Source organism: Sphingomonas sp. T1, assembly GCF_902506585.1.
Lineage (GTDB): Bacteria > Pseudomonadota > Alphaproteobacteria > Sphingomonadales > Sphingomonadaceae > Sphingomonas > Sphingomonas aerolata.
Map to the genome: position 1 here is coordinate 263,777 of NZ_LR733875.1, position 14,806 is coordinate 278,582.

A 14,806-nucleotide genomic window follows, 5' to 3' on the forward strand; every position below is an offset into this window, starting at 1 on the left:
CCGATGAACCCGGTCGGAGCGATCATGCTGCGTAGGTCGAGCACAGACTCGGCGTGACACCCGCAACGGCGGCCAGGGTCTGGTCGTTGCGTTCGCGCACATTGTACACGGCCTCGGCGCGCAGGACCGGGGCGCCGAAAAATCGCTGCGAGACGAGCGGCTGATACTTGTATGTCACCTCGATGAAGATCAGCGCAGTTCCGGGGGCCGCCGCAATCTTGCGACTGGGCAGTCCCATATATTGCAGGCTTGCATCGGCCTTGCCCTTGTCCTGCAGGCCATAAGCCGGCTGCGAGGCACTTGTGTTCAGCGCCCCCGTGCACCGCTGCCAACGGATCCACTGTCCCGCCTTCGTGCCGGTCTGACCATTGGGTTCGACGCTCGAAATCACGACGCGGCCGTTATCGGCAAAGTCGATATCGGTCCCTAGCAACTTCGGGCTGAGCAGGACCTCGTTGACATCGGCCTCGTTGATCGAATCCCGCACGCGTGCGACGTTGTCGGACGCGGTCGTGGCGATCTGGTTGACGCGCATCTTGGCGATCGACATGTGCGTCAGTTCGGCACCGGCGAGACCCAGTGTCAGAAGGAACGGCGCAACGATCGCAAATTCGATCATTGCGAGGCCACGCGTGTCGGCAAGAACCCCTGGCCTTGCGGTGCTGTCGATCCTCGTCATGGCTTGGTACATACGACCGTCGGTGCCGCACGCGAGGTAAAGGGCTGGTTTCGTACCAGCGTCGTTTCCGTAACTGTCCGGGTGCGCGTCCAGCCCATCAGCGGTCCGACCGGCGTCAGATTGGGGTATCTCACGGTCGCTGTGTAGAAGATGACGTCGTCCGCGCTACCGACACCGTCATCGCCCGGCGTCGCGTCGTAAATGCCATTGTTGTTCGCATCTTCGAAACAGTCCCCAAGATTGAACGTGCCGCGCGGGTCCGTGTCCGACGTGATCTTCTCGGGCTTGCCGACATTCGAGAAGTTGTAATAGCGGCGCGTCGACACGGTGACATATTCTGCCGGGACTACGGCGCGGACCTCGGCCTTGATCGTTGCGCTCACGTTGGCGGCGGTCGTGTTGCCGACCGTGGTCAGCCGTGATGCCTTTGCGAGCGCGCCCTGTACCATGGCCTCGACATAATTCTGATACCCGACCTCCAGGATCATCATCAGCAACCCAATCAGCAACGGTACGATCAGGGCGAATTCGACGATCGTTGCGCCCGCGACATCTGCCGCAATGCGCCGCCTTGCCGGCGCTAATTGAGCGATCACTGGCTCACCCGTAGCGATCCGACCTTGGTACCGATTTCCTTGAACTTCTGGATGAGCGCGGCGGAGGTGGTGATGCCTGACGCCATGGAAGGCTGTGTCGCGCAATCCCGCATGTCGTTGGTCAGCGTGGTCGAAAACGCAATGACGTACAGCTGGATACCCTGCGCCCTGGCAGCATTGCAGGCCATGCGAAAGCGCTGGAGATGGCGCGACAGCTGCGCTGCGGCGAGCTGGGTGGTATTGCCCGTCGTCGTTCCCAGCACGCGCTTGTCGCGCTCCTCCGCGCCATAGGTCGTATAGACGTCCAGGTAAGGCGACAGGTCGCCGTCGGTCATGAAGATCATGAACTTCCTGACCGAGAAGCCACGAAGCTTTCTCGGATTGTCGGGATCGCTCTGATTGTTCGTTTCGGGCGTTGCCGATGCGAAGATGCCGTCCGACGAAATAAACCGGGCGCCCCATATCATGCCGATATCATGATAGGTGCCGCCAAGCGGCTGCAGATCATTGAGGTATTTCATGAAGCCGGCCTTGTCGCCGTAGTATTCCTTCAGGCGGCTGGCCTCGCTGGCGCAATATTTCGGATCGGTATAGATGGCGCGCCGGTCGGGATCGAATTCCGTCTCGGGCCACCACGGCGCCCAACGGCTGGCGTCCGAGTTCGGCAACCGGTTGATGTCGAGGTCCCACGCGTCCGACGGTGCCGTCGTCAGCGATCCGCCGTCGATCGTCGTGTTGTTGGTCTGGCGCTCCTCGATGCACCCGGCCCATTTCGATGTCGACGTGCTGGGCGATCCGCCAGGGGTCGGTACCGATGCGCCCGTCTTGAACGTCGCGGTGTTCAGCGTCGCCTGCTGGTAGGTCCAGTAGTTCGAGCAGACCCCCCAATAGCTTGAATAGCTGCCGTCATACGCGTTGCACCAGTTCAGCGAGCTGTAGACAGGTCCGCCGGTCCGGGCCCGCGTCTGATAGGGTGCGCTGTTGCGGATATAGCTCGCATCCTTGGCATAGACGAGCCTGCCGACATTGACCGTCGCATTATAGGGTACAAAGCCATAGCGAAGCCTGAGGTTGTTGTTGTGCAGCTGGTTCTGCGCTGACTCCAGGGTGTCGTAGAGGGACTCGGACGCGTCGCGCAGCGCCTGCATTTTCGATCCTGATTGTTCGATCTCGCCGCAGGCGTCATTGGGACGGCTCGTCGGGCAGTTCATCGATCCCGACATGTCGAGGACGAGCACGACGTCCGTGCCGACGAAATCCTGCGTCGCCGCGCAGGTAATCGACAGGGGTAAGGTGTTGAACCCGAAGATTTTCATCACGGTGGTCGGTATCGCGGTCGTCGCGGTGATCCGGACGGTACCAACGGCGGGAACGGTGACCACGGGAGTGAACGGGGTCGTGTCGAAGGCCCCGCTGGGGAAGTTGAAGTTAAAATAGTTTCTGGCTTCGGTTTCGACGTCGCTCGTCAGCGTCGGGCCCGCCAGCAGGCGCCGCGCCGCCAGCGAGCCCGCGTCGCAGGCCTGCTGCAGCCGGTCACGCGCGACATAGGCGCGTGACATGTCCAGCCCGGACCCGACCATGGCCAGCAGCGGCATGATCGCGAAGGCGACGATCACCAAAGTGTTGCCTTTGACGTTCCGTCGCAGACGCCGGAGGAACGTCAGCGCTGCAAATTTCGGGGCAATCGTCTTGGCCATGAATGTCCCACTGGATCTTGATCGCGCACCCATGCCCGGCAATCCGGTAAGCCCGGCTCAAGAGATATGGTTAACGTGAGCGGGGGCGTGCCCTGCGCCGCGTTCGCAGCTATGGCAGCGCGATGGTCGACCCTGCCAACTTACCCAATCCCGAGCGCGCGCTTGCCCTGAGCTATGCGCCGGCCCCGACTCGGCCCGGGCTCGAGGCGCTGTTCGCGCTCGATACGGCACTCGGTACGATCCTCAAGACGACGCGCGAGCCAATCGTCGGGCAGATGCGGCTGACCTGGTGGTATGAGGCGCTCGGCCGGCTCGACACCGCGCCGGCGCCGGCCGAGCCCGTGTTGCAGGCGCTCGCACGCCATGTCGTGCCGCAGATCGGCGGCGCGACGATCGCGACGATTGCCGAGGGGTGGGAGGCGCTGCTTGAAACGCCGCTCGACGATGCAGCGGTCGAACGCTTTGCCCACCTGCGCGGCGGGCAGCTGTTCGCGGCGGCGGCATCGTTGCTGGCGGTGTCGGACGATCGCATCGCGGCGGCGGGCGAGGGATGGGCGCTGGCGGATCTGTCGCTGCGGCTGTCGGATCCGGCACGCGCGGCAGGCGTCGCCGCGATGGCGCGCGGGCGGCTCGATACGGCGCTCCACGGTCGCTGGCCACGACGCGCACGATCGCTTGGCGCACTCGCACTGCTGGCGCGGGCCGATCTTACCGCGCCGGAGCATCCGGCTGGCAGCCCGAAGCGGGTCGGCCGCCTGCTGTTGCACAGATTGGTCGGATACTGACCGGTTCGTTTGAGATCGGCGCGCGGCGGGATTAGCCTTGCGCCTGGACGGGGACGTCCGGGGGTGGGGGAGACCGGGGATGTGGCGATACCTGACGGGTGGCGCGGCGCTGATCGCGCTGATCGGTGCGGCGATACTGGGTTTTGGCGGCAAGGTGCGATCCGGGCCAGTGCTGGCGCCACAACCGACCGCGCAGGCGCAGACCCAGGCACAGGCGGATGGCGGAACCGATCCCTTGCCACGCATGGCACCGCGCGCGACCGATGCAACGCGCGAACAGCGGCGATTTCAACGGTATGACAAGGATCGCGACGGCGCGGTGACGCGCGACGAATATCTGGTCGCGCGGCGCAAGGCCTATACGAAGCTCGACGTCGATGGCGACGGGCGGCTGTCGTTCGACGAATGGGCGGTCAAGGCGACGACCAAGTTCGCCGGTGCGGATGCGGACAAATCGGGCGCGATGACCGCGCCCGAATTTGCCACCACCGCGGTCAGGCGGAAGCCGTCGTCTCGGGCTGCCTGTCCGCCGGTTCCGCCGTCGTCTGAGGAGAGTTGAGCCACGCCGCCAGCGCCGCGCGGCCGCGATCGGTGTACATCCGCTTGCGATCGGTCTTCTTGGTGCGGCCGGGGATCGGCGGGAACAGCCCGAAATTGACGTTCATCGGCTGATAGGTCTCGGCCTCTGCGCCACCGGTGATATGGCCGAGCAACGCGCCGAGTGCGGTCGCAAAGGGCGGCGGCGTCAGCGTCTGGCCGGTCAGTTCGGCGGCGGCGAACCTGCCCGCGAGCAGGCCGATGCCGCAGCTTTCGATATAGCCCTCGCACCCCGTGATCTGCCCGGCGAAGCGGATGTTCGGCCGCGATTTCAGCCGCAGCGTCGCGTCGAGCAGCTCGGGCGAGCGGATGAAGGTGTTGCGGTGCAGACCACCCAGCCGGGCGAACTCGGCATTCTCCAGGCCCGGAATCGTGCGGAACAGCCGGACCTGATCGGCATGCTTCAGCTTGGTCTGAAAGCCGACGATGTTCCAGAGCGTCCCCTGCGCATTGTCCTGGCGCAGCTGGACGACCGCATAGGGCCAGCGCCCGGTCTTGGGGTTGTCGAGCCCGACGGGCTTCATCGGCCCGTAGCGCAGCGTGTCGACGCCGCGCTCCGCCATCACCTCGATCGGCATGCAGCCATCGAAATAGGGCGTGTCCTTCTCCCAGTCCTTGAACGGCGTCTTTTCGCCGTCGACCAGGCCCTGATGGAAGGCGAGATACTGGTCCTTGTCCATCGGGCAGTTGATGTAATCCTTGCCCTCGCCCTTGTCCCAGCGCGAGGCGAACCAGGCGGTCTCCATGTCGATCGAGTCGCGGTGGACGATCGGCGCGAGCGCATCGAAAAAGGCGAGCGCCTCGCGGCCGGTCTCGGCGCCGATCCCGGCCGCGAGCGAGGCGGCGGTGAGCGGGCCGGTGGCGATGATCGTCGGGCCGTCGGGCAGCGCGTCGATGCGTTCGCGGACGAGCGTGATGTTCGGATGCTGGTCGATCGCCTCCGTCACGCTGTTCGAGAAATTGTCGCGGTCGACCGCGAGCGCGGAGCCGGCGGGGACGCGGTGGATATCGGCCTGACGCATGATCAGCGAGCCGAGCGTGCGGAGTTCCTGATGAAGCAGGCCGACTGCGTTGCTCTCCGCATCGTCCGAGCGGAAGCTGTTCGAGCAGACGAGTTCGGCGAGGCCGTCGGTCTGGTGCGCGGGCGTGGCTTCGCCGCTGCCGCGCATTTCGGACAGGCGGACCTTGAGGCCGGCCTCGGCGAGCTGCCAGGCGGCTTCGGATCCGGCGAGGCCGCCGCCGATAACATGGATGTCGTGGGTCATGGCCGTCAGATAGCGCCGGACGCTTGCCGTGTCAGCGGTCCAATCCCACTTCGTCCTCATGAAGATCTTCACGATCGGCTATGAAGCCACCACGATGACGGACTTTCTCGCGGCGCTGACGCGGGCCGGGGTCGAGCGGGTGATCGACGTCCGCGCGCTGCCGCTGTCGCGTCGGCCGGGATTCTCGAAGACGTCGCTTGCGGCGTCGTTGCACGAGGCGGGGATCGACTACACGCACCTGAAGGCGCTGGGGACGCCGAAGCGCGGGCGCGATGCAGCGAAGAAGGGTGACGTCGCGACGTTGACCGCGGTGTATGACGAACAACTCGAACTGCCCGAGGCGCAGGCGCAGGCGGCGATCATGCTCGCGCTCGCGGCGGAGAAGCCAAGCGCGCTGCTGTGTTACGAGCGCGACCCGTGCCATTGCCACCGGACCCTGCTGTTGCAGGCGGTGGGCGAGGGGGCCGAGGTGGTCGACCTGTTTACGTGATTTTCGACGGGCTTGACCCTCCGTCATCCTGACGAAAGTCAGGATCCAGAGTTGCTGAAGTTCACCGTTCGTGGCTCTGGATCCTGACTTTCGTCAGGATGACGGGGTTGTGGAGGAAGAGTGGCAGACCGTGTTGCAATGCAGCACCTGATCCGCTAGCACGCCCGCATTCGCTTGGACCCGGTGCAATTCCGGGTGGCTATTCCGGCCGCCGATCCGCCGGACAACGCAACGACGCCATTGTGAACACCCGCGACCGACAGGGTCGCCGCGGTTCGTGCGTCCTATGCGGACATATCCATGACAATTTCTGCTTTTTCTCGTTACCGCGCCGAGTGGTATAGCGGCCCGACGGCCGCGCGGCGTGACATTCTCGCCGGCATGGTCGGCACTTTCGCGCTGATCCCCGAGGTCATCGCCTTTTCCTTCGTCGCCGGCATCGATCCCGAAGTCGGCCTGTTCGCCTCGTTCGTGATCGGCATCGTCATCGCCTTTGCGGGCGGGCGCCCCGCGATGATCTCGGGCGCCGCGGGCTCCGTCGCGCTGGTCGCCGCCGCGCTCGTTCATGCGCACGGGCTTCAATATCTCCTCGTCGCGACGATCCTCGCGGGCATGCTGCAGATCGCGTTCGGGCTCGCCAAGCTCGATGTGCTGATGCGGTTCGTCTCGCGCTCGGTCCATGCGGGGTTCGTCAACGCGCTCGCGATCCTAATCTTCTCGGCGCAGGTGCCGCAGATGGTGGGGGTCAGCTGGCAAGCCTATGCGATGATCGCGGGCGGGCTTGCGATCATCTATCTCGTGCCGCGGATCTCGAGTGCGATCCCGTCGCCGCTGATCTGCATCGTCGTGCTGACCGCAATCGCGATGTGGTTTCCGATGCCGCTGAAGACGGTCGGCGATCTCGGGCGGCTGCCCGATTCGCTGCCGTCGTTCGGCTTGCCCGACGTGCCGCTCAGCTGGGATACGCTGCGCATCGTCGCCCCCTATGCGCTTGCGATGGCGGCGGTTGGGCTGCTCGAATCGATGATGACCGCCAATGTCGTCGACGAGATGACCGAGACGCGCAGCTCCAAGGCGCGCGAATGCACCGGGCTCGGGCTCGCCAACATCGCTGCGGGCGCGTTCGGCGGGATCGCCGGGTGCGGGATGATCGGCCAGACGGTCGGCAATGTTCGCTATGGCGGCACCGGACGGCTGTCGACGATGGTCGCGGGCGTGTTCCTGCTCGTGGTGATGGTGCCGTTGCGTCCCTGGGTCGCGCAGGTGCCGGTCGCGGCGCTGGTCGCGATCATGATCATGGTGTCGATCAGCACCTTTTCCTGGAGATCGCTGCGCGATCTGGTGCGACATCCCAAGGTGTCGAGCGTGGTGATGCTGGCGACGGTCGTCGTCACCGTTGCGACCCACGACCTGTCGCTCGGCGTCGGGGTGGGCGTGCTGCTGAGCGGCGTGTTCTTCGCGTGGAAGGTCACGCGGATGATGGACGTGACGGTCGAGTACGACGCGGCGAGCGATACGCGCATCTACAGCGTGACGGGGCAGGTGTTCTTTGCCAGCGCGGATATCTTCGCGGACCGGTTCGACCTGCGTGAGGAGGCCAAGCATGTGCGGATCGACCTGACGGGCGCGCATCTCTGGGACGTCACCGCGGTCGGCGTGCTCGACGACGTGGTCGCCAAGCTGCGGCGGCATGGTGCGGTGGTCGAGGTCGTCGGGCTGAACCAGGCGAGCGCGGTGCTCGTCGACCGGCATGCACCGTTGATGCGCGATCTGGCGGCGTGATCGGGTAGCGGGGGGCGGATAAACGACGGTCGTCGTTGCCGCCCCCTCCGTCAGGCTCTGCCTGCCACCTCCCCCGGGCGGGGGAGGATGGTCAGGGCTTTAGCCGGCTACGGGCAGCTTAACCTGGCCGGCATCGTCGCGTTCGAGCGGGCTGTAGGACAGCACCGTCTCGAGCAGGAGCGGACCGTTATAGATGTGCGGGAAGAGCTGGCCGCCGCGCGACTCTTCCCATGTCACGTCGTCGCCGATCGCTTCGAGATCGACTGCGGCGACGTACAGGTCGGACTGGCCGGTGAAATGCTTGTCGACCGTCTCGGTCAGATGCGCCGCGGTCGACAGGTGAATATACCCATCGGCCAGATCGACCGGCGCGCCGGCGAAGCTGCCGCTTTCCAGCGACGCCAGCTGCTCGCCCGTCAGCACCTTGTAGGCGATAGGGTCGCGGCTCATTCGCCGTCCCCCTGGCCTTCGGTCGGATCGCCCGCCGCCGTGTCCTCGCCGATCGTCGCGCCGGTGTCGGGCGCCAGCTCTGGCGTTGCGTCGGCCAAGTTCACCTCGGCGTCTTCCTCGGTTTCCTCGATCCGCGCGGCCGAAACGACATGCTCGCCCTTCGCCACGTCGAACAGCTTCACGCCGGCCGAATTGCGGCTGATGACGCGCAGCGATGCAAGCGTCGTGCGGATCAGCTTGGCCTGGTTGGTCACCAGCATCAGCTGATGGCCCTTGGCCGCAGCAAAGCTCGCCACGACCGGACCGTTACGGCCGATATTGTCGATGTTGGTGATACCCTGACCACCACGCCCCGTGCGACGATAGTCGTAGGCGCTCGACAGCTTGCCATAGCCGTTCTCGCAGACCGTCAGGATGAACTGCTCGCGGTCCTTGAGATCGTTGTAGCGCTCGTCGCCCATGCCGTGATCGCCATCGCGCTCGCCCTTCCAGGGGGCGAATTTCAGGTACGTCTCGCGCTCTTCGGGGGTTGCGCCGACACGGTGGAGGACTGACAGCGAGATGACCTCGTCGTCGCCCTTCAGCGTCACGCCGCGCACGCCGGTCGAGGTGCGGCTCTGGAACTCGCGGACGTCGTCGCCGGCAAAGCGGATCGCTTTTCCGAGCCGCGTCGCGAGCAGGACATCGTCATGCTCGGTGAGCAGCGCGACGCCGATCAGCTTGTCCTCGGAGCCTTCTTCAAAACGCATCGCGATCTTGCCGTTCGACGGCACGTTGGTGAACGCGTCCATCGCGTTGCGGCGCACCAGCCCGCGCTGCGTCGCGAACATCACGTGCAGACGGCTCCACTCGCTCAGATCCTCCGGCAGCGGGAGCACGGTCGAGATCGTCTCGCCCGGCGCCAGCGGCAGCAGGTTGATCATCGGGCGCCCTCGGGTTGCGGGGCCACCCTCGGGCAGGCGCCAGACCTTGTAGCGATAGACCTTGCCGAGGTTCGAGAAGAACAGCACCGGCGTGTGCGTCGAGGTGACGAACAGCTCGGTGACGACATCCTCGTCCTTGGTCGACATGCCCGCGCGGCCTTTGCCGCCGCGTGCCTGCGCACGGAACGTGTCGAGGCTGGTGCGCTTGATATAGCCCTGCATGGTCACGGTGACGACCATGTCCTCGCGCTCGATCAGATCCTCGTCGTCGATGCCGTTGGCGGCAGCGGCGATCTCGGACCGGCGCGGAGTCGCAAATTCGTCGCGGATCGCGATCAGCTCGCCGCGCATGACTTCGTACAGCTTGGCGCGGTCGGCTAGGATATGGAGCAGTTCGGCGATCGATGCCGCGAGCGTCTTCAGTTCGTCGCCGATCTCGTCGCGACCCAGCGCGGTGAGACGGTGGAGGCGAAGGTCGAGGATCGCGCGGACCTGCGGCTCGGACAGCTTGTAGATGCCCTCCTGCTGCTTGTCCTCGACCGCCTCGACGAGCGCGATATACGGCGCGATCTCCGCGACTGGCCATTCGCGTGCGAGCAATTTGCCGCGCGCTTCGGCGGGGCTCGACGATCCGCGGATGATGCGGACGACTTCGTCGAGATTGGTGACCGCGATGACAAGGCCGAGCAACAGGTGTGCGCGCTCACGGGCCTTGGCGAGCTCGAACTTCGAGCGGCGGGTGATGACCTGTTCGCGGAACGTGATGAACGCGCCGATGATGTCGCGCAGGTTCAGCAGCTCGGGGCGGCCGCCGCGGATCGCGAGCATGTTGGCGGGGAAGCTCGACTGGGCGGGGGTGTGCCGCCAGAGCTGGTTGAGGACCACGTCGGGGGTCGCGTCGCGCTTCAGGTCGATGACGATGCGCACGCCCATGCGGCTCGATTCGTCGCGAATGTCGCTGACGCCTTCGATGCGCTTGTCCTTGGCGGCTTCGGCGATCTTCTCGACCAGGCCGTTCTTGCCGGTCTGGAACGGGATCTCGGTCAGGACGATCGAACGGCGATCGCCCTTGCCCTCTTCGACGACGTGGCGCGAGCGGACGATGATCGAGCCGCGGCCGGTCTCGTAGGCGGACTTCGCCCCTGCGCGGCCGAGGATGATCGCGCCGGTCGGGAAGTCGGGCCCGGGGACGATCTCGAACAGTTCCTCGGTCGTGATCGCGCCATTGTCCATATAGGCAAGGCACGCGGCGATCACTTCGCCGAGGTTATGCGGCGGGATGTTGGTCGCCATGCCGACCGCGATGCCGCCTGCGCCGTTGACGAGCAGATTGGGGAAGCGCGCCGGCAGCACCGACGGCTCGCGCTCCGACCCGTCATAGTTGGGTGTGAAATCAACGGTATCCTTGTCGAGATCGCCGAGCAGCGCATTGGCGACCTTGCCTAGGCGGGCCTCGGTGTAGCGCATCGCCGCGGGCGGATCGGGATCCATCGAGCCGAAGTTGCCCTGACCGTCGATCAGCGGCACGCGCATCGACCAGTCCTGGGTCATGCGGGCCAAGGCGTCGTAGATCGAGCTGTCGCCGTGCGGGTGATATTTACCCATCACGTCACCGACGATACGCGCCGACTTGCGATAGGGCTTGCCCGCGACGAAGCCGCTCTCATGCGCGCCATAGAGGATGCGGCGATGAACGGGTTTCAGGCCGTCGCGGACGTCGGGGAGCGCGCGCGCGACGATCACGCTCATCGCATAGTCGAGATAGCTCGACTTCATCTCGTCGACGATCGAGATGGTGGCAATGCCGGCTGGCTCGCCGCCGGTGGGTTCGGCGAGCATGGTCTCGTCGGTCAAATCTGAAGGCTTTCGGCTTGTTTCGGTACGATGACACACCTTAGCCGAGGGGGGACCACCTTACTACCCCCGCGCACGCGTACGCGCGGGGAGAGGAGAGGTTTCATCGGTATTTGCGGGTGATTGCCGGTTGTCGGCACGATGCGTTTTACCAGCGTTCGCTGGGGTGACGGACTTCAGGGCGGGCGAAGGCCCGGGTCAGGGGGTAATCTCGACCCCGTCCCAGGCGAACAGCTTCCCGCTGTCGGGCGCGCGGAGGCCGTCGATCACGTCGAGCAGCTGGACCGCCGCCCGGTCCGGCTTGAACAGCGTGCCGGGCGTCACATTGCCCTGGAACGGCTGCGACAGGCCGGTGTCGACCGTGCCTGGATGAAGCCCGACGACGATGCCGCTCGAATTGCGGCGCTTGTCCTCGATCGCGATCGTGCGGACGAGCTGGTTGAGCGCCGCCTTCGACGCGCGATAGCCGTACCAGCCACCGAGCTTGTTGTCGCCGATGCTGCCGACCCGCGCCGAGAGGACCGCGAACACGATCCGCCCCGCCTTGGGCATCGTCGGCAGGAAATGCTTGGCGACCAAAGCGGGACCGATCGCGTTGATCGCGAAGTTGCGCGCCATCCACACCGGATCGAGATCGCGCATCGCCTTTTCAGGCCCCTTGTCGCCCGCATGGAGCAAGCCCGTCGCTACGATCACGAGCGTCGGCGATCCGACCTTCGTTGCAGCCGCGACAATGCTCGCTTCATCCTCCAGGTCCAGATGGCGATCACCATCGGCCGACCGCGAGAAGCCGTGGACGGCATCGAATGTGCCCTCGTCGCGCAGCGCCTCTTCCAGCGCCTTGCCGATCCCGCCCGAGGCGCCGATGACGACCGCGCTGCTCATCGGCGCACGAATCGCCACTGCGCGTCGGTGCTGGCAGCCGCGTCATAGGCATAGCCGTCGGTGTCGAAGCCCTTCATCCCCTCGATATCGTCGATGCGGTGCTCGAGCATCCAGCGCGCCGCCATCCCGCGTGCCTTCTTGGCGTGGACGCTGACGAATTTCTGGGCCTCCCCCTCGCGGAAATCGAACGCGACGACGCGGATTCCGGCTGGCAGCTTGCCATCGGCTGCCGCCCAATATTCCTGGCTGGCGAGATTGAGGATCGTCCCGGAGCCTTCGGCCGCGACGTCCTCGGCCAGAAGCTTCGCGATCCGGTCGCGCCACCAGTCGGTCAGCTTCTTCTGACGGGGTGCCCAGCGCGTCCCCATTTCGAGCCGATAGGGGCGCATCGCGTCGAGCGGACGGAGCAGCCCGTAAAGACCCGACAGCATGCGCAGATGATCCTGCGCATAGTCCACCGCCGCCTCGTCGAGCGTCTTTGCATCAAGCCCGGTATAGACGTCACCCGCGAACGCGAACAGCGCGGGGCGTTCGGGCAGCGTGTCGAAATCGCCGAACCGGTCGGCATTGAGCTTCGCGAGCGCCGGCGAGATGTGCATCAGCTCGCTCAGCCGCTTCTGCGTCAGATGCGCCGCCGCATGCGCGAGCGTCGTCGCCTCGTCGGCGAAGCGTGGCTGTGTCGGCGTGACGGGGGGCAGGGCGGTCTCATAGTCGAGCGTCTTGGCGGGCGAGAGGACGGCGATCATGCGGGTCACCTAGCCGTGCAACCCGGCGCGTTCAATCGGCGTTCAGTGCGCGGGACACATAAGGCGTGTCTTCACCCTGATTCCCGCTGCTTGCTTGAACGCAATCGGCCACACCCATATAGCGTCGCGCCAAGTCGCAGATACGCACGAGGAGAGTTCCCGCATGAAGACCATTTCGAAACTCGCACTGGCCGCGGTGCTCGCCACCGGGGTGAGCGGCATGGCACTTAGCGTTCCGGCCATGGCCAAGGACAAGAAGGAAGAGGCCAAGGGCGGTCTCAAGCTGAGCCCCGAGGTCCTGAAGGCCGCGCAGGTCGCACAGCCCGCGATCGCCGCGAAGGATTTCGCCACCGCAGAGCCCGCGCTCGCGCAGATCGACGCAGCCGCGAAGACCGACGACGACAAATATATCGGCGCCGCGCTGCGCTATGATCTTGAGCAGCAGAAGCTGGCCGCCGCACAGGCCGCCAATCCCAATGCTCCGATCAACGAGACGGTCCTGGCCGGTCCGCTCGACGTGCTGATCGCCAATCCGAGCACACCTGCCGACATGCGCGGGCGCTACACCTATCGTCGCGGCGCGCTCGCGTTCAACGGCAAGCAGTATCCGGTCGCGATCCAGTATTTCCAGAAGGCCAAGGCGCTCGGCTTCACCGATCCCAACCTCGACCTCCAGATCGTCAAAGCGAAGATGGAAAGCGGCGACGTGAAGAGCGGCCTCGCCGATCTCGACGCGTCGGTGACGGCATCGACCGCGGCCGGCCAGAAGGCACCCGAGGATTTCTATCGCTATGCGATCAGCAAGGCCAACGCCGCCAAGCTGAAGCCCGAGACGTTCGCCTGGCTGCAGAAGTACGCGGTGGCCTATCCCTCGCCCAAGACGTGGCGCGACGTGATCGTGACGTTCGGTCTCCAGCAGAACGGCGTCGTCACGCTCGACGAGACGCAGAAGATCGACCTGTTCCGGCTGATGCGCCAGACCAAGTCGCTGGCCGATCAGAACGACTATCTGGAATATGCGGACAGCGTGAACCGTCGCGGTCTGCCGAGCGAGGCGCAGGCCGTGCTCAAGGAAGGCATGGCTGCGGGCAAGATCCCTGCGACCAACACCATGGCGAAGACCCTGCTGGCGGATACCGGCACGGCGATCCGCAACGACGGCCCCCTGTCCGGGCTCGAGAAGAAGGCTGCGAGCAACGCCGATGGCAAGCTGGCTGCCGGCACCGCTGATGCCTATCTCGGTCAGGACAATTACGCCAAGGCGATCGAACTCTATCGCCTCGCGCTCAGCAAGGGCGGCGTGAATGCCGACGACGTCAACCTGCACCTCGGCATCGCGCAGGCGAAGTCGGGCGACAAGGCTGGTGCGGCGACCTCGTTCGCGGCCGTGAAGACCACGCCGCGTCTGGAGACGGCGCAGCTCTGGACGGCCTGGATGAACGCTCCCGCCGCCTGAGCGGGTGGCAAAAAATGGAAAAGGGGGCGGCAGCGATGCCGTCCCCTTTTTTTGTGCCCCGCGTCGGAGGGGCGCCGCGAATGCGGCGTTGAGCTTGAGTCTAGTCGAGCGTGACGGGAATGCCCGACAGTGCCTTGGCGGTGCGGATCGTCAGCGAGGTCTTCACGCTGGCGACATTGGGGGCAGGGGTCAGGTGCGTGGTCAGGATTTCCTGGAAGCTCTTCAGGTCGGCGGCGACAATCTTCAGGATGAAGTCGATCTCGCCGTTGAGCATGTGGCACTCGCGGATCTCGGGGATGTCGGCGATGTGCGTTTCGAACGCGGCGAGGTCGTGCTCGGCCTGGCTGCGCAAACTGACCATCGCGAAGACGGTGATCGGGAAGCCAAGGCGGCCGGCGTCGAGGTCGGCATGATAGCCGCGGATCGCGCCCGCTTCCTCCAGCGCGCGGACGCGGCGCAGGCATGGCGGCGCTGTCAGCCCGACCTGGTCTGCTAAGTCGACATTGGTCATCCGACCGTCGGCCTGCAGAAGCGACAGGATCTGACGATCGATCCGGTCAAAACTCATTACGTGTAACTCCCATGAAACGCGTCAAACACG

The 14,806-nt window shown here is 65.4% G+C and carries 14 protein-coding genes and 1 other annotated feature; of the genes, 5 read left to right on the top strand and 9 right to left on the bottom strand.

The window, feature by feature from the left end; all coding sequences use genetic code 11:
- Window positions 1-22: 22 nt before the first annotated feature.
- Genes GV027_RS01150 through GV027_RS01160 form a run of 3 tightly spaced genes read right to left on the bottom strand, consistent with a single transcriptional unit; the run spans window position 23 to window position 2,972 of the window.
- The gene (locus tag GV027_RS01150; RefSeq protein WP_159510687.1) at window positions 23-679 is read right to left on the bottom strand and encodes a TadE/TadG family type IV pilus assembly protein; all 657 of its coding nucleotides are present in this window, start codon (window positions 677-679) and stop codon (window positions 23-25) included.
- Complete coding sequence (locus GV027_RS01155; protein WP_042466695.1) at window positions 676-1,275, bottom strand: TadE/TadG family type IV pilus assembly protein; 600 nt, start codon at window positions 1,273-1,275, stop codon at window positions 676-678. The genes GV027_RS01150 and GV027_RS01155 overlap by 4 nt, the downstream gene beginning before the upstream one ends.
- Window positions 1,272-2,972: a TadE/TadG family type IV pilus assembly protein gene (locus tag GV027_RS01160; protein WP_159510688.1), complete on the bottom strand. Its 1,701-nt coding sequence runs from the start codon at window positions 2,970-2,972 to the stop codon at window positions 1,272-1,274. The genes GV027_RS01155 and GV027_RS01160 overlap by 4 nt, the downstream gene beginning before the upstream one ends.
- Window positions 2,973-3,094: 122 nt before the next feature.
- Here GV027_RS01160 and GV027_RS01165 point away from each other — a divergent pair, with 122 nt between their 5' ends.
- A complete protein-coding gene (locus GV027_RS01165) occupies window positions 3,095-3,757 on the top strand; it encodes a squalene/phytoene synthase family protein (protein ID WP_159510689.1) in 663 nt (220 codons plus the stop codon).
- Between the two features lie 79 nt (window positions 3,758-3,836).
- Complete coding sequence (locus GV027_RS01170; protein ID WP_159510690.1) at window positions 3,837-4,316, top strand: EF-hand domain-containing protein; 480 nt, start codon at window positions 3,837-3,839, stop codon at window positions 4,314-4,316.
- Here the strand turns inward: GV027_RS01170 and trmFO are convergent.
- Entirely contained in the window at window positions 4,252-5,619 is a 1,368-nt protein-coding gene (gene trmFO / locus GV027_RS01175; protein ID WP_031439904.1) for a methylenetetrahydrofolate--tRNA-(uracil(54)-C(5))-methyltransferase (FADH(2)-oxidizing) TrmFO, read from the bottom strand. The two genes, GV027_RS01170 and trmFO, sit on opposite strands and share 65 nt — an antisense overlap.
- Before the next feature lie 58 nt (window positions 5,620-5,677).
- Between trmFO and GV027_RS01180 the strand changes: the two genes are divergently transcribed.
- Window positions 5,678-6,109: a DUF488 domain-containing protein gene (locus GV027_RS01180; RefSeq protein WP_159510691.1), complete on the top strand. Its 432-nt coding sequence runs from the start codon at window positions 5,678-5,680 to the stop codon at window positions 6,107-6,109.
- A 173-nt stretch (window positions 6,110-6,282) separates the two neighbouring features.
- Window positions 6,283-6,338: a sequence feature (sul1 is cis-regulatory element that is thought to sense ions involved in sulfur or methionine metabolism; They are found in Alphaproteobacteria), on the top strand.
- Between the two features lie 71 nt (window positions 6,339-6,409).
- Window positions 6,410-7,891 (top strand): SulP family inorganic anion transporter, encoded by a 1,482-nt coding sequence (locus tag GV027_RS01185; protein WP_159510692.1) that lies wholly within the window; start codon window positions 6,410-6,412, stop codon window positions 7,889-7,891.
- Window positions 7,892-7,990: 99 nt separating this feature from the next.
- On the opposite strand, the gene GV027_RS01190 is transcribed toward GV027_RS01185, so the two are convergent.
- From GV027_RS01190 to yaaA, 4 genes are all read right to left on the bottom strand, one after another.
- Window positions 7,991-8,341 carry a DUF952 domain-containing protein gene (locus tag GV027_RS01190; RefSeq protein WP_159510693.1) on the bottom strand — a complete coding sequence of 117 codons (351 nt, stop codon included), beginning with the start codon at window positions 8,339-8,341 and terminating at the stop codon, window positions 7,991-7,993.
- A complete protein-coding gene (gyrA, locus tag GV027_RS01195; RefSeq protein ID WP_159510694.1) occupies window positions 8,338-11,118 on the bottom strand; it encodes a DNA gyrase subunit A in 2,781 nt (926 codons plus the stop codon). The genes GV027_RS01190 and gyrA overlap by 4 nt, the downstream gene beginning before the upstream one ends.
- A 198-nt stretch (window positions 11,119-11,316) precedes the next feature.
- Window positions 11,317-12,003: an SDR family NAD(P)-dependent oxidoreductase gene (locus GV027_RS01200; RefSeq protein ID WP_056676150.1), complete on the bottom strand. Its 687-nt coding sequence runs from the start codon at window positions 12,001-12,003 to the stop codon at window positions 11,317-11,319.
- Window positions 12,000-12,749, bottom strand: coding sequence for a peroxide stress protein YaaA (yaaA, locus tag GV027_RS01205; RefSeq protein WP_159510695.1), 750 nt, complete (start codon window positions 12,747-12,749; stop codon window positions 12,000-12,002). The genes GV027_RS01200 and yaaA overlap by 4 nt, the downstream gene beginning before the upstream one ends.
- Before the next feature lie 163 nt (window positions 12,750-12,912).
- Here yaaA and GV027_RS01210 point away from each other — a divergent pair, with 163 nt between their 5' ends.
- The gene (locus GV027_RS01210; protein ID WP_031439911.1) at window positions 12,913-14,205 is read left to right on the top strand and encodes a hypothetical protein; all 1,293 of its coding nucleotides are present in this window, start codon (window positions 12,913-12,915) and stop codon (window positions 14,203-14,205) included.
- Window positions 14,206-14,305: 100 nt separating this feature from the next.
- Here GV027_RS01210 and GV027_RS01215 read toward each other — a convergent pair whose 3' ends face one another.
- The gene (locus tag GV027_RS01215; protein ID WP_031393257.1) at window positions 14,306-14,773 is read right to left on the bottom strand and encodes an Lrp/AsnC family transcriptional regulator; all 468 of its coding nucleotides are present in this window, start codon (window positions 14,771-14,773) and stop codon (window positions 14,306-14,308) included.
- Window positions 14,774-14,806 lie beyond the last annotated feature (33 nt).